This window comes from Tessaracoccus sp. OH4464_COT-324 (assembly GCF_003932855.1).
Taxonomy (GTDB): domain Bacteria; phylum Actinomycetota; class Actinomycetes; order Propionibacteriales; family Propionibacteriaceae; genus Arachnia.
The window spans coordinates 16,102-34,004 of record NZ_RQYZ01000012.1; the positions used below are offsets into that span (position 1 = coordinate 16,102).

Below are 17,903 nucleotides of genomic sequence, written 5' to 3' on the forward strand. Positions count from 1 at the left end.
AGGCGGATAAGTCGCCTAATCGAACCCGGCCGCCTCGGCGATCGCGGGTGGGAGTGGCCTCCACTTGAACGGATCAGTGATTCGCTGATCATGTGCGGAACGATCTTAGCCCAACGTCGGCCCTGTTCCAAACCCGCGCTCCCCGTCAGACCTTAGTGTCCTCCCCCGCAGCTTGAGTCTCTCCGGCTGTCTCTTCAACCGAGCTTTCTCGCTCTGCCTCCTGGGCGGCGGCCGCCTCGGCCTCTACCTCCGCGATCATGGCCTCAAGAGAGCTGAGGGCCCCCTCAAGATTCGCTATCTGATCGGCATCGCTCTTCTTGACCCACCCGAAGGCCTCACCCTCGAACTCGACCAGCGCGAAACCTTGCGCGAACCGCTGCAATGGCTCACCCGAAATCACCAGGGACGTGGGGCCTGCAGCATCGATAAGCAATTGGTCGGCACCCGCCTCTCGCACGGTCACGCACAGGTCGTCGAGCGTGCACGGGACCGGGCGGGCACCCTTCTGCCAAGTTTCCATGGAGTCGAGGCCGGTGAACGCCAACAGGAAGGTTCCGTGATCGTTCACTAGCTTCACCGCCGCCATCTCCGCCTGTTTCTCCCCGCCCGAGTCGTCACCCGTCGCGACGATCGGCATCAGCAGTCGACTGGAGCAAAGAGCTACCAACGCTCGGATGTAGGAAATCTGGTCAGAAACCCGGGCGATTGCCTCCCGAGCGATCGGATCCGGCTCGCCGTGGTCGTCGGCAAAGCGAGCGTTGGGGTTAGACAAAGTTCGCATGAGCCCAACACTAGCGGTGGCGGCGTGCACCCTGTGCCAGACTTGATCCATGCTTACTCCATTGTTCGTCACCATCGTCCTCATGGCCTTCATCGGGGCGCTCGGTATCGGCTTCTGGGCCCGCAGCCGCCGAGCACGGCCCGTCGTCGGCGCGGTGGGCGCGATGCTGATTCCTCTCGGCCTGTATCTGCTGGGCGTAACGGGGTTGGTGATGCAGGGCATCAAAGCTGCCATCGACTGGGTGATCCAGACCCAGTGGACGGACGTGATGACCTGGGGAATCGGCCTGCTCGGCGGCGGCGTGATCCTGTGCGTGATAGCTGCTTTCCTGCCGAAGGATCCCAAGGAGCAGCAGTCACCCACACCTGCGCCAGCACCCGCCGTTCCCGGGAAACCCGCCCGGCCAGCGGTGGCCTCGCCCTCGGCCCCGGCCGCCGCTCCCACGCCCGGCGCAAAGCCCAGCAAGGGCGGCCTGACTGCCGAGGATCAGGAGATCGAGGAATTGCTCAAAAAGCGCGGCATCATGTGATGTCGCGCTCGACGCCGGTGGCGCCATTTGCCTTGAGCCAGCGACGCAATTGACGCACCTTCCTGCTTGCTTGTTCGCCCTCCACCGACTGGATGGCGAGCGCTGCCTTTCGCACGTAGCCGGCCTCGGCGTCCGGATCCTTCACCAGCAGGTAGGCCCAGGGGTCGCCTTTACGCAGACGGACCCCCGCGATCTGCTCGACCCGATAGCGACGCACGAACAGCCCGTTGCGAATCACCACCTCGTCCCCAACGGCCCACAGGTGGGAATACCCCAAGGACAGCATCACGCCGAGCAGGAGAAGCACGATGAACAGGAGCGTGCCCACTTGGAACACTGTCACCTGCGCGTGCACGCTCGGGCCCAGCAGGTACCACACCCATAGCGAACCCGCGAACAAAACGGTGGAAAGCAGCACGCTGGTCACCAGCGCCGGCACGCTGATGAAACTGAGTCGCTCTTCGGCGGAAGATTCCACAGTGTCCTCCTCAAAGTCTGCAAGCGGCCAGCTGGGTCAGCAAAATACCCCGAGCTCCCGCGTCGTAAAGCCGGTCCATCAACAGGTGCGCCCCTTTGCGGGGAACCAGTGCGCGCACTGCGTACCATCCGTCCTTGGCCAGCGAGCTGACCGTCGGACCATCAACCCCCGGCGCAAGCCGCAACGTTGCTTCGAGCTGATCAGCGGGCACGTTGTAGTCCATCATCAGGTAGTTCTGCGCAACCATCACCGAGCGCAGCCGTGTCTTCAACGCGCTTACCACCACGTCGTCCCCGCCCCCATCGGCTCGGCGAATGAGGACGGCCTCCGAATCGCAAATTGGCTCCCCGAACATCGCCAACCCGGCCTTGCGCAGCGTCGTCCCCGTATCGACGACATCGGCGACGACGTCCGCCACACCCAACCGAATGGCGGATTCCACCGCGCCGTCTAGATGAACGATCTCCGCCGCGATCTGCTTCTCGGCAAGGTAACGACCCAGCAGCCCTGAGTAGCTGGTCGCGATCCGCTTGCCCGCGAGATCCTGCACCGAGAGTTCCGCCTCCGCGGGGGCCGCAAAACGGAAGCACGAAGCCCCAAATCCGAGGGACATCTCCTCGATCGCGCTGGCACCGGAGTCGAGCAGCATATCCCTGCCGGTTATCCCCAGGTCAAGATCTCCCCGGCCAACGTACGTCGCGATGTCCCTCGGGCGCAGGTAGTAGAACTCGACGCGATGCTCGGAATCGATGAGAGTCAACTCCTTGCCGTCCGATCGCTGCCGGTAACCCGCGCTCAACAGCATCTCTTTGGCGGAGTCCGCCAGCGACCCCTTGTTGGGCACGGCCACACGCAAAAGTTCAGCCATTCTTCCTCCTGTCACAGGTGGCGGTAGACGTCTTCGAGCTTCATATCCAGCTTCAGCATCAGCACCTGCAGGTGATACAGCAACTGGCTGATTTCCTCGGCCGCCGCGTCCTTGCTCTCATACTCGGCAGCCATCCAGACCTCGGCTGCCTCCTCAACGATCTTCTTGCCGATGCTGTGCACGCCTGCGTCGAGACGCGCAACCGTCCCGGAACCCTCTGGGCGAGCCTGGGCCGCCAGCGACAGCTGTTCGAACAACTGCTCAAAGCTTTTCATCTGAACGCTTACCTCCTCGCTACCCGCCGCTCAGCTGCTCGGGGCACAGGGCTGCGGGTCTCGGCCACAATCTACCCCAGAAGAAGCACCGATCGTCGCGGCCCAGGTACGTGCGGCAACGGCGGAGCCTGTTCCGAAGGCGCCGCTATCCCAGATACACTGTGGGAGGTTCCGTTGAGTCCGCAGCAGCCGCCCATCGCGCCGGGCGCGCAGACTGGGATGCCACAGGGCCTTTTTCACCCATCACGACGTTCCGTAGCCCGCCACGGGCTCCCGAAACAGGTCCTAGCCGTGGAACAGCGGACGACGATAGCCGTTGGAGCGCGGGCAGATGTGGCTGTTGAAGATGGGCTGCCCGCACACGGGACAGGCGGGGCGACCTGCCTCAATGATGCGTTCCACGCGCCCGACAAATTCCCTTGTCCTGCTGGGAGTCAACCAGATCTGGATCAACCGCATATCGTCAGGATCCTCGGAGAACAACTCGATCTGGGTGCAAGAGTTGGCGTTGTCCCAGGCCAGGCCGATACCGCCCACCTTGAATTCCACGTCGACAGGAGAATCCAGCGGGCCCATGTCCCGGGGCGCGAAGGCTTCGGGGATCGGCCGGCCCAGATCCATCAGTTGATCCATCACATCGCCAAGCCGCCGTCCGAGCTTGAGAATCTGCTGCTTCTCCACCTCAACCGACACCAATTGACCACGACCGGAAATCTGCAGAATGAAGCGCCGCTTACCGGGTTCTCCCAAGGTGCCGAGAACGAACCGGTCCGGCCGGAAGAACTCCATCAGCATGTGCAACCTCCTCCCAACTAGTCAGCGGCCGATATCCCTGCCGAGATACTAATGCCTCGCACGCTGGGGGCGTCCCCGTACTCGACGATACTCACCGATCCCGGGGACACCTGGATGCGCTGATAGTTCGCGAATGGCATCCCGAGGGCATCGGCAAGAATGAGCTTGATCGGGTCCCCGTGGGTGAACACCGCGACGGTTCTCCCAGGAGATTCATATGCTATCGCCCGCGCCGCAGCCAGAACCCTCTCCCGGACCTCCGGAAGCCGTTCTCCCGCAGGAAAGAAGACCTGCTCCGGGGTGGCGCACATTCGAGACCAGTAGCTGAGCACCACCTCGTCGTCGAAGCGTCGCCCGGTGAGTTCCCCATAGTCCACCTCCGTCAGCGCAGCCACCAGCCGGGGCGCGGCGAAACCGGCCAGTCGCGCGGTGGCCACGCACCGCTCCAACGGCGACGAGTAAGCTCGACTCACCTGAGCCAAACCAGCTCTCAATCCAGCGGCCTGCGCCTGGCCTACTTCGTCCAGCGGAACCCCAGGAGCGCGTCCAGCGAGGATCCCCGTTGCGTTTGCCACGGAGCGCCCGTGTCGCACCAACAGCAGCGTAGTCATGTGCCCAAGCTACCCCGCTGAGCGTAAGGTTGGCCCCGGCATTCTTGTTTTGTTCCCCTAAGGAAGGACCGACATGGGTTGGATCGAGGCCATAGTTCTGGGCATCGTGCAGGGTCTCACGGAGTTTTTGCCGATTTCGTCCAGCGCGCACATCTCGATCGTCGGCCAGCTGTTCTTCGCGGGCCACGATCCCGGAGCTGCTTTCACGGCCGTGACTCAACTGGGTACTGAGGCCGCTGTCCTCGTCTACTTCGGCAAGGACATCATCCGAATCATCCGGAGCTGGTGCCTGGCTCTCGTCGGCAAGCATGAAAAGGACGACCCGGATGTTCGCATGGGATGGCTGGTGATCATCGGTTCAATCCCGATCGTGTTGCTCGGGCTCTTGTTCCAGGACGCCATCGATACTTTCCTGAGGAATCTCTGGATCACCACCGCGATGCTGGCCGGCGTTGCGCTTCTCCTGGAGGCTGCCGACCGTTTCGGCGCCGAGAACGACCGCGACCTGACCCGACTCACCTGGGGCCACGGCATAGCGTTCGGCTTCTTCCAGGCGGCGGCGCTGATCCCCGGTGTTTCCCGATCCGGGGCCACGATTTCCGGCGGGCTGTTCCTTGGTTACAACCGCGAAGCTGCGGCACGTTACGCCTTCCTGCTTGCCATCCCGGCTGTCTTCGGCTCGGGCCTTTACAAGCTCAAGGACATTGGGGGGGACCAGACAGTGGCGTGGGGCCCGACGATCGTCGCCACCGTGATCTCTTTCGTAATCGGGTATGCGGTGATCGCCTGGCTGTTGCGCTACATCTCCACGCATTCCTTCCGAGTATTCGTGCTCTACCGACTATTGCTGGCAGCAATCCTCGTTGTCCTGCTCCTGACCGGCGTGTTGGCCGCGTAGGCTGAGGAGCCATGGACAATCGCGCGCTTGGCTTGACCGGCCTGCACGTCTCCCCCATTGGTTTGGGGACCATGGCGTGGGGACGCGACGTGGAGCCCAACGAAGCCAGGCGGCTGTTGGAGGCCTTCGTGGACCGGGGAGGAAACCTCGTCGACACAGCGCCCGCCTACGGAGCGGGCACGGCGGAAAAGATCATCGGAGCGACGTTGAAGCGCGGCCTGCCTCGCGAGGAACTGGTGGTCGCTTCCAAGGCGGGTTTCGTGGTCCGAGACGGCAAGCGCGTCATCGATACATCGCGCGGGGCGTTGCTCGCGGATCTGGAGAACTCGCTCAGACGTCTCAGCACCTCGTACATCGACCTGTGGCAGATACACGCTTGGGGAGAGGCCCCGCTGGAGGAGACGTTGGCCGCCGCGGATTCCGCTGTCAGCCGTGGCCTGGTTCGCTACGTCGGGGTATCGAACTTCGTTGGGTGGCAGACGGCGACCGCAGCCACCTGGCAGTCTGCGCTCCCGGGGCGGGCACGTCTCGCAAGTGTCCAGGTGGAGTACTCGCTGCTGGCCCGGCGCGCCGAGGTGGAAGTGGTCGGCGCCGCCAGTTACCACGGCCTCGGTTTGATCGCCTGGAGTGCGCTCGGGCGAGGGGCCCTCACCGGCCAGTACCGCAATGGCAGGCGTCCGCGCGGTTCCCGGGCGGTATCGCAGCACTTCAGCTGGTTCCTGGAGCCGTACCTTCAGCCCCGCTCGGAAGCCATCGTCGACGCTGTGGCCCATGCCGCGCAGGGACTCGGGCTGACCCCGACGCAGGTGGCGCTCCTATGGGTACGCGACGCCCCACAGGTCGCTTCGGCCCTGGTCGGGCCCCGCACGCTGGATCAGTTGGACGAAATCATGGACTGCGATGGGAAGCGACTCGTCAACCCTATCGTCGAGGCCCTTGACGACGTCTCGGGCGGGACCAACGCGCTGCGCAGCTGACCCGGCGCCCGTCCCTGTCGAAACACCGGTGGCCCAAAAGCCGGTTCCTGATCATCGGGCCGCGCAGCCCACTGCCCCGGCTCCGAGGACAATAGTTCTAGTCCCGGCCTTGTCACGCGGGGTATTCACCCGAGCACCGTTACCGGTTTTACGACAAGCGTGTCAGGAGAACTCACCACGGGGCTTTGGTGGAGGGAAAGGGGGGACGAGGTCGCTGCCGGGAGGTCCCGCATCACCAAGGCTTCGCCGTCCAGCTGCTTCCACCTGCTCCTACGAGTCCTCCAGGAGCTTCTGATCGCCGATAGCCTTCCTCGTCCCCGAGCGTCAACGAGTTGAGCGTGAGATTCACAGGTTGGCGAGTCCCAGCGCCGCACGCATGGAAGGAAGCTGCGCGACAACCGGGACACCGCCGAACGTCTCAACCATGAGCCGAGCTTCTCGCCTCGGCCAGCCGATCGTAGATCTTCTCCATTCCATGATGCCGTTGATGCTCGCCCGTTCGATGGACGCGTCCGAAAGGGCAAGTGGGCTGACCCGGGGCAGGATGCCCGCCGCGCTTTGGGCGCGAGCATCGAACTCGTAGACGGCTTCCCGCGCGTTCCAGGAGATAGGGTTTGCGCCCTCGATCGTCGGGGCCGGGGATTCCAGGGCGAGACGTAGGATTCGCTAGTCCCCGACGGATTGTCTGAGAAGTTGAAAGTTGCCGCCAAAGGCGGTGGAACCCTGGTCGATCAGGACGATCCGCGCGCCGAGATCTTCGCGATCTGCCGTATTGTGGCTGGTGAAGTCCCCCGGCGTGTCTGGAGAGTGAATTCATTGAAAGGATTACTCTCATACCAGGTGTTTCGAAGTACCGGTCGGGGCTGCGGGAGCGGGACGTGTGGATGATGTTGGAGTCGCAAGGCGGCTATGCCCAGCCGGACTGCGACGATCAAGGCGGTTGCGGGCATGCTGGGGATCGCCTCGCCCAAGTAGTTACGAGTCTGGGTGAAGCAGGACGAGATCGATGCCGGGAAGCGTCCCGGGACGGCTAGCGAGGAGTCCGCGAAGCTGAAGCGCCTGTGTAAGGAGAACGCCGAGCTGCGACGGGCTAACGAGATTTTGAAGACGGCCTCGCCTTGTCTATCGCGGCGGAACTCGACCGCCCGCACCGGTTTGAGTCGCCCTCATCGAGCGCCTCTACCGCGCCCAGGGATGACACGGCAGATCTCGGCGTCACAAGTTCAATCTGACGGTTTCTGGTCAAGGTTGGACCCCGGTTGGGTTTTCCTGCATTGCGGCCCGCTCAGGATGACCATTCGGAGCCGCCTAGCCGTCACGTTGACCGCCAGTAGCAGCTCCACAGCGCTGGGCGGCACAACGTATTCCGAGAGGCAAGGGAACCAGCGCGTCAGAGGACAGTCCCGACGGTCCAAGCCGCTGAAACTCGACGCTGCCCCGTCGCCGATTTGGCAGGATCGGCAAGCATTGGTAGAGTTCAGTTTCGCTCCAGTACGGAGCGAAGTCCGGGTGGCGGAATAGGTAGACGCGCTAGCTTGAGGTGCTAGTGCCCGTTACAGGGCGTGGAGGTTCAAGTCCTCTCTCGGACACCGTGGAGTATCCCGCTTAGCAGCAGGGGCTGCTGGGCGGGTTTTCTTTTGATCGATTCGGCCCCGCCCGGCCTGGTTTGAGTTCTCTCGTCCCGAGGGGCGCAGCCGCGCTAAACAACATGACCGCTCGGCACTCCTTGTACCCCGCTGTGGCCCAGGCTTTGTGCCCCGCCCGAGCCGGACTGTGCGTCTTGACCGTCCATCGGCTTCCGAGCAAGATCGTTTCCTACCTCTTGCGGTACGGATAAGACGATCGTCAGGAGGCCCGGGCAGCAAGACAGAGGTGGGGCACCCCCACGGGCACCCCACCTCGATCTGCGTTGAGCAGTTGATCGCTCAGACGCCGGTCTTCGGCAAACCTGGCTTCTTCACAACCGGCTTCGACGGCTTGCCCGGCTTCGACGGCTTGCCCGGCTTCACCGGGTCAGACGGCTTGCCCGGCTTCACCGGGGGCATCGGCTTGCTGTCCACGCCGTATCCGAGCCAACGCGGGGTGACCTCAGCGGTCTTCCCCAGCGAGAGTCCGGCGACGTTGCCCACCTTCAGCTTCGGGCCACCGCTCCAGGCCTTCCACTTGATCGGCTTCGCGCCGGAAGGAGCGGACCAGATGTTCCAAGACTTTCCTGCCCCGGCTTGAACACCGTTCACGGACAACACCTTTCGGCCCTTAACAGCCTTGGCATCCAACGGCAGTAGGGAACGCGGCACAGACATCGTCGACCGCTCTCCGACAGGGCTCTGCTCGAACTCGACGGGGAACCCAGCAGCCTGCGCAGCGGTGATCGGATCATCGAATTCACCCTTGGCGCACGCACCCCATGCGGCATCGCCTTCCACCGAGTCGACCACGACGTATACCCCGCCATTGGCGGAGCAGGTCTTCGCAGCCTCGTCGTCCACAGGCGTAGTCACCAGTTTGGGAGCAGGCGGACAAGCAACCACATCCGGAATCGTCAACGTCCACTCAGCAACCGCACCCTCAGCCAACACAAAACCAGCCTTGGCCACAGGCACCCGAACCGTCTTCTCATCAACCCGCTCCTGAGAGTACTCAACACCCTCCACCTCAGGAATAACCACCTCAGCCAACTTGCCACACTCAGGCACAGTCAACGAAGGAGCCAACGGAGTCACCGCTATCCGCGACAAGCGCATGCACCGCGAGTTCCGCGACAGAGGCGAATTTCATGCCCGGCTGGGAGTTGTAGGTGTCCTTGATCGTCAAACGCAGATACTTTGACTTGTGGCCAACGAGATCAACGAACTGCTGCGCTGAACTGTTGGGCCAGCGGCCTTCGGCAACCGGGCGAAGGTTCGCCAAATCGTCACCAACCAGGATTTGGTAGTCCGCGATCCTGCCATTGTCACCGCCGGTGCGGCGCGGAGCATGCATCAAGAACCCAAGATCCTGCGGCTCTTCGCCCAGTTTAAGGTCGATGTTGAGCGGCAGCCGAACCGAAGTGTTCCACGGGGAATGCCACATGCTGTCGAGATCGTCGTCGAACATCTTCGATGGCGGCTCGGCATTTTGCCCGCCTTGGAACGGCAAATCATTGACCAGCTCGACATCCAACTTGCGCGAGGCGCTCTGCCCCGGACGGAGTTGCAACTCCACCGGAACCTCACCTGTCACGGCCACGTCACCGAAGGTGCCCTGGGCCACAAGCACGTGTGTTGCCGGGTCCGCAGCGGATGGCGCGGTCACGGAAACCTGATAGGTCTTCGTCTGACCTGCAGACACGTTGATATCAACCGGCCCGCTCACGGACCAGCCCGCAGGAACGCTGAACTCGACCGAGCCGACAGCCGCTTTACTGCCCTTGTTCGTGACAGTGAAGGAGACTGAGTTCTCCCCGCGCCGCACCGTTTGCAACTCGTGGCCGATCTGAACTCGCAGCAGCTTCAGCCAGTCAAGGGACACCGGCATGTACTCGATGCGGGGGCCGGGCCCCTCAAAGAGCAGACCGTACTTGCCCTGCTGGTTGAGTGGCGTGAGGGTCGAATAGGCCATCTCGCCGGGGGCGAAAACCTTGTGTTGCGACCATGTCTTACCGTCGTCGAGCGAAACACGGACGGCGCCGTTTCGTCTACCCGAAGCGCTAAACGAGTTCGAGAAGAGGAGCACCTTGGCATCCTCGCTGCCCTGTGCTGCGTTCGGGAACGCACGAATGATCGAGGCGTTGTTGACGGGGTCGACGAGGGACTGATCCACGTGCAGATCGGTCCACGTCTGACCCTGATCCTTCGAGTAGGCAACCCAGCGACCGCCCCCGCCGCTGGAACGGCGCGAGTTCATCATCAGAGTCCCGTCCGAAAGCTCAACGACCTTGTTCTCGTCCATGCCCGGTCCGATTGGGGAGCCGACATGCCAGGTCTGGCCGTGGTCATCGGAAAACACTGAGGCCGCGTAGTAACCGCCACCCACCTTGGCGAAGGTGAACTGCTGCACCAAGCGACCGGCCTTCGGGCCGTAGCGGAGTTGGATCCCCTCACCGGAGGCGGCAAACCGGCTGCGCCAGAGGTTGGTCTCACCGTTGGGAACGATGTCGCCCGTGATCACGCGGGGCTGGGACCAGGACACACCGTCGTCGGTAGATTCCACCACCACAGCATGCAGGACGTTGCGCTGCTGCGGGTCAGTGCCCACCCCAGAGCCTTGGAAGCTCTGATCATATGACTTGACGAAGAAAGCGAAGATCTTGTCCTGATCGTGGTCCACGACGTACGAGGGGTCGGAGTAGCCGAATTTGGCTGGACCACCCTGCCCGGCCGCGATGGTCGTCGGTTCCTCCCAGCTCTTGCCGCCATCTTTGGAAACGCGTTGGATGATGTGGTTCGGGTTCGGCGCATCACCGCAGTTGTTCGGGCGGCCGTCCCAGGCCGCGAGCAGCCAACCGTTCTTCGGCGATACCGTGAGTGCGGGAATCCGGTGACAGGTAAACCCGAAGTCTCCCGGATTGGCTAGAACTCGTGAAACACCGTCTTCCAGTTCGGGCCACACGATTGGCTCCGGATCACCCACCGCGACCTGGTTCTCGATAGTGATCGACGGGTAGATGGTTCCCGTCGCTGTTCCCGATGCCGTCCAGGTCACGGAGAACTTCGCAAAACCCTGCTGCAGATCCTGCTCGGTGATCGTGTAGGTGGTGTTCCTACCGCAGTTGTACTTCCCACCCGGGCCGGCTGGCAGATTCCGCCAGTTGCATGCGTTGGCATTGACGACGGAATCCGAAACGACGGAAATGTTGCTGATCTCGCTCAGATTTGCCTCAATGCGATAGCTGAGATTAAGCACATCACCGACTTGGTACTTCGTCTTCTGCGGGGCAATGCTGGTCAGCCGCACCCTAGCCCATTCCCCAGAAACCCAAGTTCCGGGATCCACCGGGTCGGCGTTGGCCAGCCCGGCCGGCAGCACGAGAACCAACGCGAGCAGCGCCACGATTAGTCCTCGCAGCCCCCTCGGTCTGCGAACAGTCATGTCATCCTCTCTGATGGCAGCCATAAATCAAGAGAACTCTAACTCAACAGACATCGGATCTCTACAAGGCTACGTACCTTGCCCGGATTCGCTCACCCGGGTTGCCCAGCTCCTGGCTGTTCCTGCCTCGGCAGCCGCGAGGCCGCCACCATTCCGACTGCCCCGGCAAGAATCACCGGGACAAAACCAAGCCTCGGGTCGGCAACCAGCTGCCCCGCCGTCGCGGCTCCCGCAGACACCCCAAGTGTCAGGCACATCGACAGCAAGGTCATTGCAGAAGCTATCCGGCCGCTCGGAGCAACCGACTCGGCTCGCGCGAAACCGTTGACCAGGATGATCCCGACGGCCCCGCCAATGGCCAACGCCAGGGCCACCGCCACGGGAGTTGGCGGCAACGATACGAAACCGAGAGCCACCAACACCACAGTCGCGGCCCCGAACATCAGCTTTCCCCGAAGTGACCAGCGCCGAGGGAGTCTCGGCGCCAACAATGACGCCGCCGCGCTGCCCGCGCCCACGCAGCCGTAGATCACGCCCGTCAGACCCGGAGTGCCGCGCTGATCGTTGACCGCCGTCAGCGCGGTCTGGGTGGAGCCGAAACAGACCCCGACGGTCACCAACAGCACCATCGGTACCATTACTTTCCTCAGCGGCATTCTCCCCGACGGGGCGCCCCGATGGGCTCCTGCCCCCCAGCCTCTACCCAAGCCGATCAGGTAACCAATGAAGATGCCCTGACCGACCAGGGTGCACCCCAGCAGGACAAACAATGCGTCGGTCGGCCCCAGAACCGCGACGAGTATGCTCGCCGCTATCGGTCCGACGATGAAACTGAGTTCGTCCATCGCCCCCTCGTAGCCGAGGGCGTCGCTGATCAGCCGCGGATCGTCGAGCGATCGGCTCAGATGCGACCAACGCGCCCGAACGATCGGACCAATCTGTGGATTCGCGAATCCGCACACCCCGGCCAGCGCGAGCAAAACCCCGCTGCTCAGCTGTCCAGCAACCAGTCCGGGCGTGCACAGATGGATCGCATAGAGCATTCCGGTCTGCACCAGCGTTGCGCCCAGAACCACGGGCAGCGGACCAAACGCGTCCACCAAGCGCCCCAGCACGGTGGCCCCGAGCGCCGTGCCCAAGCCCACAGCCGCGACGGTGAGCCCACCCAGGCTGAGCCCGAGACCCACCTCCGACACGTACATCAGAAGACCGAGCTGGATCATGGCGGCTGGCAGTCGACCCACCGCCGCCGAAACCAGGAAGGCCCAGCCGCCGGTAGCGACCAACGAAGTCTTTGACGACATTAACACTCCAAGGATGCGACGCCCGGCCGCAAATCCCAACCTCACTTTGCGGCGCACATCCCTTTGGCCCGGCCAGCCTACACCAGGGACAAGGATTTCATCCAGCCGTCCTGAAGCTCGTGTCGATCGTGAGGTAGGTTTGACGCCGGAGGTTAGCTCATGGGTTTCTTTGGCAAGCTGTTCAAATCGCATCCGCAACCAACACCGGAGCCGCGATTCGATGTCGAGGTGAAGCGCCAGCAGTTGATGGATCTCTCGCAGGCGCTGACGACCTTGGTTCGACGCATGAGCGAAGGCGATTTCCCCACCGACAACCCTGGCTGGCAAGGTAGGATCTCCGATCTCGCCGGGGCTCGGAGAGCAGCCGACGAACTGTATGGCCGAGATTTCACCCGCCAGGACCTTTTCGACTTCGGTACCACGGTGCGCCCGCTGTACCGTGGTAAGGCACCCGAGATATTCGCGGGGCTTGAGACAGAGAACGAGCTTGTGGTGCGCACGCTTGACGCGCTCCTCGACTGATACGGAGATTCCCCATGGAAGACACTTTGGAAACCCGCATTGTGCAGGCGGTGTCCGCGACGCCGAGGGAAGAGTTTCTGCCGGAGAAGTTGCGCTCCCGAGCCCACGAGGACCGCCCGCTGCCTATCGGACGCAACCAGACCAATTCTCAGCCGACCACGGTCAAGGACATGCTCTACCTACTCGATGTGCCGCCGGGGGCGAAGGTCCTCGACGTGGGGTCGGGGTCCGGCTGGACCACCGCCCTGCTCGCGGAGTTGACGGGCTCCACCGGGAGCGTGCTGGGTGTTGAGATCGAACCAGAGCTGGTCGAGTTCGGCAAGGGCAATCTCGGGAAGTTCAACCGCCCGTGGGCGCGTATCGTCGAAGCGACGAAGGGGCGCCTGGGCCAGCCCGATGAGGCTCCGTTCGACCGCATCCTCGTGTCGGCGGCAGCCCGCAAGATGCCGCCCGAACTCTTCGCTCAACTCGCGCCGGGTGGCATCCTGGTGATGCCTGTTCGAGGTCAGCTCTGGCGCGTGGTTAAGGACGAGAACGGCAAGCCGGTAATTGATCGCGTAGGCGAGTACCTCTTCGTCCCACTGCGTTAGCGCAGCCCGGCAACGAGTTCGTGGTTCAACTCGACGAGGCTGCGCAGCACCACGGTCTGCGCCAGCAGACCAGGGGCTGGACGGTGGAAGTCCTGGGGTACCGAAACCACGGCCAGCCCGGCTGACAGCGCGGCCTGGATTCCCGCCGCCGCGTCCTCCACCGCTACGCAGGCTTTCGGGTCGGCACCGAGCCGGCTGCAGGCAAGCAGATAGGCGTCCGGTGCGGGCTTTCCTCGCTCACACTCCTCTGTCGATACCGTCGCCCGCAAGCAGTCACGAATCCCAAGCACCTCCGTCGCCGCATCGATCAGCACGGGCGGGGATGAGGAGGCGATAGCCACCGGATAAGTCTGGGACATCAGCCGCACGGCCTCCGTGGCCCCCGGAAGCACCATGGGACCAGCCATGTAGTGATCCACCATTCCCTGCACCGTGATCCGAGCCGCTTCCTCGGGAGAGTAGGGCAGACCAACCTCCTCCGTAAGGTAGCGGCTCCACTCGGCGGTGGACATGCCCATCATCGACCTCGTGAACTCATCTCGCCATTCGATGTCTACGTCGGCCGCCATCTTGCGCCGCACCACATCCCAAACGAACTCGGTGTCGACGAGGGTGCCGTCCAGATCAAAAATTACGGCTTCAGGTGCCACAATATCCTCCTTGTCTCCTGCCACGATTGTGGCAGAGCTAAGCGGCCAACACGAGGAACCGTGATCAACAACCCCGCGTGGAGCCAATCTCCGTAGCGGCTGTCGACACGTGTCGAGCAACCGGGCCGAATCGGACGCCTCGTCATAAGACTGCAAACAACATGGGTGCACGTGACCTCGCAGCAACACTGCGGCCCCTTCGAACAAGGTCTGCGTGGCGAACGACGCTTCAGCCTGAGATGCCCGAAACCGCGTGGAGACGGCGACGCTGCCTTGTACGATGTCGTGGCCGCCGCGCTAGGGTGGTGAGGGCGAAAGTCGCCGAGCAACCTCGATCCCGTGTTGCTACGCCTAGCCATTCGTGCACCCGATGCGGCGCAGGCATTGTCGTATCGCGCGCTTGTCGTGGGCGGGGAACTTGCGTCATAGGCAGCAGAGCTCACGCGCCACGGCGGGAACTACCTGGAAGCGGGCTAGGCATCCGAAGGTATGCCGGATATCGTGCGAGATCATCAAGGCGATCGCCCCAGTCGTCAGCGGTACTGAAGGAGAGCTAACCCATGAGCACTCGGCCGGTAGAATTCACCCTTGACGGAATTCCCGCTCTGAGGTGGGGAAGGCCCGGCGGTCGGGCCGTTGTCGGCGTACACGGCCAGTTCTCGAACAAGCTTGATCCCGTCATGGCACGGTGCGGTGAGGTGATTGCGTCGCGGGGCGGCCAACTGATCGTCTTCGATCTGCCCGCCCACGGTGATCGCCAAGACGATAAGGCGTTCAACGCCATGGTAGCGAGTCCCGAGATACGGGCATTCGCACGATTGGCCCGCAGCCAGTCGACTGAGGTCGGCCTGCTCGCGAGCAGCGTTGGGGCCTACTTCGCCCTGTGTGACACACCCGTCGGGACGTTCGAGCGCGCTTGGCTAGTGTCGCCGCTCATCGACCTCGAGTACTACATCCGAGACGTGATGACCGAATATTCGGTGACGGACGAGCAGTTAGAGGCAGAGACCGCGATCGACACGCCTCGTGCGATGCTCGAATGGCCGTACCTACGCTTCGTCGAGGATCATCCCGCGAGGCTTGACATCCCCAGTTGGACCATTCGCGGCGACCGGGACGAGGTGGTCCCCCTAGACGCCCTCAGCCAGTTCGCGGGGGCGCCCGGGGCCGAACTCGTCCAGGTCGAGGGCGGCCAGCACTTCCTTGGCCGGCCCCCGCACCTCGACACGGTGGTTGCGTGGTTCGAAGAGCGCTATCCGGCCTGACTGCGGCTGTTTGGTTTGTCACCTCCTCGGGAGAATTCGTGGCCGGCTGTGCCGTGTCGCTCATCGAACTCCGCGATGGGGCAGTTATGGCGACGTTAACGGAGCGCCAAGCATCGGGAGAAGGACGGCTGGTTGCCGCAGGCTGTGTGCGGGCAGTGATGCTTGGAGTAGTGCAGCCAGCCGTCGAGGTCGCCGCGTCATTCGGCTTCGGAGGTGTAGCAGCGGGCGTAAGCCCAGCCGTCGGCCAGGGGCGCGGGGGAAGCCGTTCGATCTTGCCGCTGGTCTGCGGATGGTAGGAGGCGGGTGCGTTTGTGCGTGATGCCGAGTTCGGTGCAGGTATCTCGCCACAGGTGTGAGCGGTAGCCGCCGTCGTTGTCCGATAGCACCCGCCCGACGGTCACCCCGCGGGCGGTGAACCACTCGACGGTCCTCACCAGGACCGCGGTGGCGGTGTGGGTGGTTTCATCGTCGTGGATCTCTGCGTAGGCGGCGCGGGAGTGGCCTGCTCAGCGCTTCACGGTGGGCCAGGAGACCTGGAAACGGGCAGCTATCTCGTTGATCGGCCACCCATCATCAACGACGAGACGGGCGACACGAAGTCGATGGCAAGGTGTGGAGGCAGCGTTCCTGTGGCTCGTTCGGAGCTTTTCGTGTCAGAGGACGAGGGGCCAGCCATGACGGCCGGCCCCTCGGGGGTGGGGGGTGAGGTCAGTCGGTCAGGCTGGCTGAGGTGCGAATGGCGTCGGCGAGCTCTTGTGGGCGACTCCACATGGGCCAGTGGCCGGTCGGCAGATCGACCACCTCCATCTGGGTGAGCTGGGCCACGGCGCTAAACATGGGGTGTCCTTGCGCAGCCAGTTCGAGGACCTGGGCGCTGGGCAGGGAACAGCAGATCAGGGTAGTGGCCACGTCGTGGCGTGCAGCATTGGTCAGCTCGACGCGTGCACGAGCGACTCCAGCGGGTTCGGGCACAGCCTTGGAGCGGAATCGGGCGAGGTGATGGTCGTTGAGACCTTCAAGGCTCGCTTGCTGGCCCAGCGTGTCGAAGTCAGGTAGCGGCACCTCGGGGACCGCTGCCGGCAGTTCTGGGGCGAACGCGCCGTCGTTGGCCATCGGGCCGGAGTCGACCCAGATCACGCGGCGGATCAGCTCCGGGTTCCTGTCCAGGACGAGGCTTGCGGGCCCATTGGCGCCGCTGTGTACCACCAGAACGGCATCACCACCCAGCTGATTCAGCACGCCGGCAATGGCCTCGGCCTGGTCGTCGAGCGTCCGCGCCGCGCGCTGGGGGTCCCGCGGGTCGAGGCCAGGCAAGGTCAGGGCCGTGGCCAGGGCACCTGCGGAGGTCAACTTCTCAATCACCTCGTCCCAAGCCCAGGCACCAAGCCAATAGCCGGGGACTAGGACGATGTGCGGCTGCCGCGGCGAAAGCGATGTCGATGTCATGTGGAGAGTCTTGCAGGGAGCACGGACAGCAGGGTGTCACTATTTGTGACATGAAGGTCACTGAGGTCGGGCGGTGAGGCGATCGGAGCGGCTCCACGCACTGACCGAGTCACTGCGCCGGAGCGGAAATCGTGGACGGACCGCCGAGCAGCTGGCGACCGAGTTCGAGGTGTCGGTCCGCACGATCAAGAGAGACCTGGTCGCCCTTGAGGCGTCCGGGTTGCCGCTCTGGTCGCGACCTGGCCCCGGCGGCGGTTACGGACTGCTCAGCCGCGGAACGCTGCCGCCGGTGACCCTCACTGACGCTCAAGCCCTGTCGCTCCTGGCTGCTGTTGCGGCAGCCCCGGATGCGCCCTACTCCGACCTTGCCGCCGCCGCGGTCCGCAAGATCATGGATGTCCTCGATCCACACACGCGAGCGCGGGTCAATCAGCTCGCTTCACGCGTGTGGGTGAACCCAGCACCCAACGTTTCGAGAGTCATTCGTTCTGCTTGTGAGCAGGCCATGACCGAGCAGCGCGTACTGCGCATCGACTACGTCGCCGCCGATGGCGCTGCCACCCGGCGCGATGTCGAACCGATCCTGTTCGCCAACACCAACGGCACCTGGTACCTCATTGGATGGTGCCGCCTGCGCGATGCCGTGCGCTGGTTCTCGATCAGCAGGATCCGACGGGCGAGCGTCACCCGCGAACCGTGCACGGGTCATACCGTGGCTGAGATCGGCACACCCCCACCCACTGCTACGAGCGTGGGAATCAACCGCGGCTGACCACCCGATCAACCTGTCCGGCCAGTACACCTGATGTAGGACGGTGCTTTCGGCTTGGAACGTCACGCGCGT

Annotated in this window: 18 protein-coding genes, 1 tRNA gene and 3 pseudogenes; 9 read left to right on the forward strand and 13 right to left on the reverse strand. The window is 63.5% G+C overall.

All coding sequences use genetic code 11. The annotated features are described in order from the left end of the window. Positions 1-145 precede the first annotated feature (145 nt). Positions 146-781, reverse strand: coding sequence for an SseB family protein (locus EII42_RS07740; protein ID WP_125171550.1), 636 nt, complete (start codon positions 779-781; stop codon positions 146-148). Positions 782-830: 49 nt separating this feature from the next. On the opposite strand from EII42_RS07740, the gene EII42_RS12925 reads away from it, so the two are divergent. Then, on the forward strand, positions 831-1,310 hold the full coding sequence (locus tag EII42_RS12925) for a hypothetical protein (protein ID WP_158676442.1): 480 nt from the start codon (positions 831-833) through the stop codon (positions 1,308-1,310). On the opposite strand, the gene EII42_RS07750 is transcribed toward EII42_RS12925, so the two are convergent. From EII42_RS07750 to EII42_RS07770, 5 genes are all read right to left on the reverse strand, one after another. Further along, positions 1,303-1,788 (reverse strand): PH domain-containing protein, encoded by a 486-nt coding sequence (locus EII42_RS07750; protein WP_125171552.1) that lies wholly within the window; start codon positions 1,786-1,788, stop codon positions 1,303-1,305. The two genes, EII42_RS12925 and EII42_RS07750, sit on opposite strands and share 8 nt — an antisense overlap. A 10-nt stretch (positions 1,789-1,798) precedes the next feature. Next, positions 1,799-2,656 carry an ATP phosphoribosyltransferase gene (gene hisG / locus EII42_RS07755; RefSeq protein WP_125171553.1) on the reverse strand — a complete coding sequence of 286 codons (858 nt, stop codon included), beginning with the start codon at positions 2,654-2,656 and terminating at the stop codon, positions 1,799-1,801. 11 nt (positions 2,657-2,667) lie between these two features. Further along, positions 2,668-2,931, reverse strand: a complete 264-nt coding sequence (locus EII42_RS07760; protein ID WP_125171554.1) for a phosphoribosyl-ATP diphosphatase — start codon at positions 2,929-2,931, stop codon at positions 2,668-2,670. A 285-nt stretch (positions 2,932-3,216) separates the two neighbouring features. After that, the gene (locus EII42_RS07765) at positions 3,217-3,726 is read right to left on the reverse strand and encodes a DUF3090 domain-containing protein (RefSeq protein ID WP_125171555.1); all 510 of its coding nucleotides are present in this window, start codon (positions 3,724-3,726) and stop codon (positions 3,217-3,219) included. Positions 3,727-3,743: 17 nt separating this feature from the next. Beyond that, positions 3,744-4,337 carry a histidine phosphatase family protein gene (locus EII42_RS07770; RefSeq protein ID WP_125171556.1) on the reverse strand — a complete coding sequence of 198 codons (594 nt, stop codon included), beginning with the start codon at positions 4,335-4,337 and terminating at the stop codon, positions 3,744-3,746. Positions 4,338-4,410: 73 nt separating this feature from the next. On the opposite strand from EII42_RS07770, the gene EII42_RS07775 reads away from it, so the two are divergent. From EII42_RS07775 to EII42_RS07785, 4 genes and pseudogenes are all read left to right on the forward strand, one after another. Beyond that, positions 4,411-5,235, forward strand: coding sequence for an undecaprenyl-diphosphate phosphatase (locus EII42_RS07775; RefSeq protein WP_125171557.1), 825 nt, complete (start codon positions 4,411-4,413; stop codon positions 5,233-5,235). Between the two features lie 11 nt (positions 5,236-5,246). Further along, entirely contained in the window at positions 5,247-6,212 is a 966-nt protein-coding gene (locus EII42_RS07780; RefSeq protein WP_125171558.1) for an aldo/keto reductase, read from the forward strand. Positions 6,213-7,199: 987 nt separating this feature from the next. Next, positions 7,200-7,373 (forward strand): annotated as a pseudogene (locus tag EII42_RS13850) (IS3 family transposase); the annotation flags it as partial. 342 nt (positions 7,374-7,715) lie between these two features. Next, positions 7,716-7,801 (forward strand) — tRNA-Leu (locus EII42_RS07785). Positions 7,802-8,137: 336 nt separating this feature from the next. Here the strand turns inward: EII42_RS07785 and EII42_RS13285 are convergent. From EII42_RS13285 to EII42_RS07800, 3 genes are all read right to left on the reverse strand, one after another. Continuing rightward, positions 8,138-8,914, reverse strand: a complete 777-nt coding sequence (locus EII42_RS13285; protein WP_199729832.1) for a hypothetical protein — start codon at positions 8,912-8,914, stop codon at positions 8,138-8,140. Continuing rightward, the gene (locus EII42_RS07795; RefSeq protein ID WP_158676443.1) at positions 8,901-11,282 is read right to left on the reverse strand and encodes an exo-alpha-sialidase; all 2,382 of its coding nucleotides are present in this window, start codon (positions 11,280-11,282) and stop codon (positions 8,901-8,903) included. The genes EII42_RS13285 and EII42_RS07795 overlap by 14 nt, the downstream gene beginning before the upstream one ends. Positions 11,283-11,374: 92 nt before the next feature. Then, on the reverse strand, positions 11,375-12,586 hold the full coding sequence (locus EII42_RS07800) for an MFS transporter (RefSeq protein WP_158676444.1): 1,212 nt from the start codon (positions 12,584-12,586) through the stop codon (positions 11,375-11,377). A gap of 159 nt (positions 12,587-12,745) precedes the next feature. On the opposite strand from EII42_RS07800, the gene EII42_RS07805 reads away from it, so the two are divergent. After that, positions 12,746-13,108: a hypothetical protein gene (locus tag EII42_RS07805; RefSeq protein ID WP_125171561.1), complete on the forward strand. Its 363-nt coding sequence runs from the start codon at positions 12,746-12,748 to the stop codon at positions 13,106-13,108. A gap of 14 nt (positions 13,109-13,122) precedes the next feature. Next, positions 13,123-13,698, forward strand: a complete 576-nt coding sequence (locus tag EII42_RS07810; RefSeq protein ID WP_125171562.1) for a protein-L-isoaspartate O-methyltransferase — start codon at positions 13,123-13,125, stop codon at positions 13,696-13,698. Here the strand turns inward: EII42_RS07810 and EII42_RS07815 are convergent. Beyond that, positions 13,695-14,348, reverse strand: a complete 654-nt coding sequence (locus EII42_RS07815) for an HAD family phosphatase (RefSeq protein WP_158676445.1) — start codon at positions 14,346-14,348, stop codon at positions 13,695-13,697. The two genes, EII42_RS07810 and EII42_RS07815, sit on opposite strands and share 4 nt — an antisense overlap. 560 nt (positions 14,349-14,908) lie before the next feature. Here EII42_RS07815 and EII42_RS07820 point away from each other — a divergent pair. Further along, positions 14,909-15,613: an alpha/beta hydrolase gene (locus EII42_RS07820; RefSeq protein ID WP_125171564.1), complete on the forward strand. Its 705-nt coding sequence runs from the start codon at positions 14,909-14,911 to the stop codon at positions 15,611-15,613. 95 nt (positions 15,614-15,708) lie between these two features. Here EII42_RS07820 and EII42_RS07825 read toward each other — a convergent pair. From EII42_RS07825 to EII42_RS07830, 3 genes and pseudogenes are all read right to left on the reverse strand, one after another. Further along, positions 15,709-16,113, reverse strand: a pseudogene (locus EII42_RS07825) (DDE-type integrase/transposase/recombinase); the annotation flags it as partial. Positions 16,114-16,119: 6 nt separating this feature from the next. Continuing rightward, a pseudogene (locus EII42_RS13855) lies at positions 16,120-16,206 on the reverse strand (helix-turn-helix domain-containing protein); the annotation flags it as partial. Between the two features lie 115 nt (positions 16,207-16,321). After that, complete coding sequence (locus EII42_RS07830) at positions 16,322-17,059, reverse strand: alpha/beta fold hydrolase (RefSeq protein WP_125171565.1); 738 nt, start codon at positions 17,057-17,059, stop codon at positions 16,322-16,324. Positions 17,060-17,132: 73 nt separating this feature from the next. Here EII42_RS07830 and EII42_RS07835 point away from each other — a divergent pair, with 73 nt between their 5' ends. Beyond that, positions 17,133-17,831: a YafY family protein gene (locus tag EII42_RS07835; RefSeq protein WP_125171566.1), complete on the forward strand. Its 699-nt coding sequence runs from the start codon at positions 17,133-17,135 to the stop codon at positions 17,829-17,831. Positions 17,832-17,903: the final 72 nt, after the last annotated feature.

Bases quoted from the DNA above. Each gene is read 5' to 3' on its own strand.
- EII42_RS07795 (WP_158676443.1), bottom strand. From the start codon at position 11,282: ATGACTGTTCGCAGACCGAGGGGGCTGCGAGGACTAATCGTGGCGCTG.
- EII42_RS07820 (WP_125171564.1), top strand. From the start codon at position 14,909: ATGAGCACTCGGCCGGTAGAATTCACCCTTGACGGAATTCCCGCTCTG.
- EII42_RS07810 (WP_125171562.1), top strand. From the start codon at position 13,123: ATGGAAGACACTTTGGAAACCCGCATTGTGCAGGCGGTGTCCGCGACG.
- EII42_RS07805 (WP_125171561.1), top strand. From the start codon at position 12,746: ATGGGTTTCTTTGGCAAGCTGTTCAAATCGCATCCGCAACCAACACCG.
- EII42_RS07740 (WP_125171550.1), bottom strand. From the start codon at position 781: ATGCGAACTTTGTCTAACCCCAACGCTCGCTTTGCCGACGACCACGGC.
- EII42_RS12925 (WP_158676442.1), top strand. From the start codon at position 831: ATGCTTACTCCATTGTTCGTCACCATCGTCCTCATGGCCTTCATCGGG.
- EII42_RS07770 (WP_125171556.1), bottom strand. From the start codon at position 4,337: ATGACTACGCTGCTGTTGGTGCGACACGGGCGCTCCGTGGCAAACGCA.
- EII42_RS07760 (WP_125171554.1), bottom strand. From the start codon at position 2,931: ATGAAAAGCTTTGAGCAGTTGTTCGAACAGCTGTCGCTGGCGGCCCAG.
- EII42_RS07800 (WP_158676444.1), bottom strand. From the start codon at position 12,586: ATGTCGTCAAAGACTTCGTTGGTCGCTACCGGCGGCTGGGCCTTCCTG.
- hisG (WP_125171553.1), bottom strand. From the start codon at position 2,656: ATGGCTGAACTTTTGCGTGTGGCCGTGCCCAACAAGGGGTCGCTGGCG.
- EII42_RS07780 (WP_125171558.1), top strand. From the start codon at position 5,247: ATGGACAATCGCGCGCTTGGCTTGACCGGCCTGCACGTCTCCCCCATT.
- EII42_RS07775 (WP_125171557.1), top strand. From the start codon at position 4,411: ATGGGTTGGATCGAGGCCATAGTTCTGGGCATCGTGCAGGGTCTCACG.
- EII42_RS07830 (WP_125171565.1), bottom strand. From the start codon at position 17,059: ATGACATCGACATCGCTTTCGCCGCGGCAGCCGCACATCGTCCTAGTC.
- EII42_RS07765 (WP_125171555.1), bottom strand. From the start codon at position 3,726: ATGCTGATGGAGTTCTTCCGGCCGGACCGGTTCGTTCTCGGCACCTTG.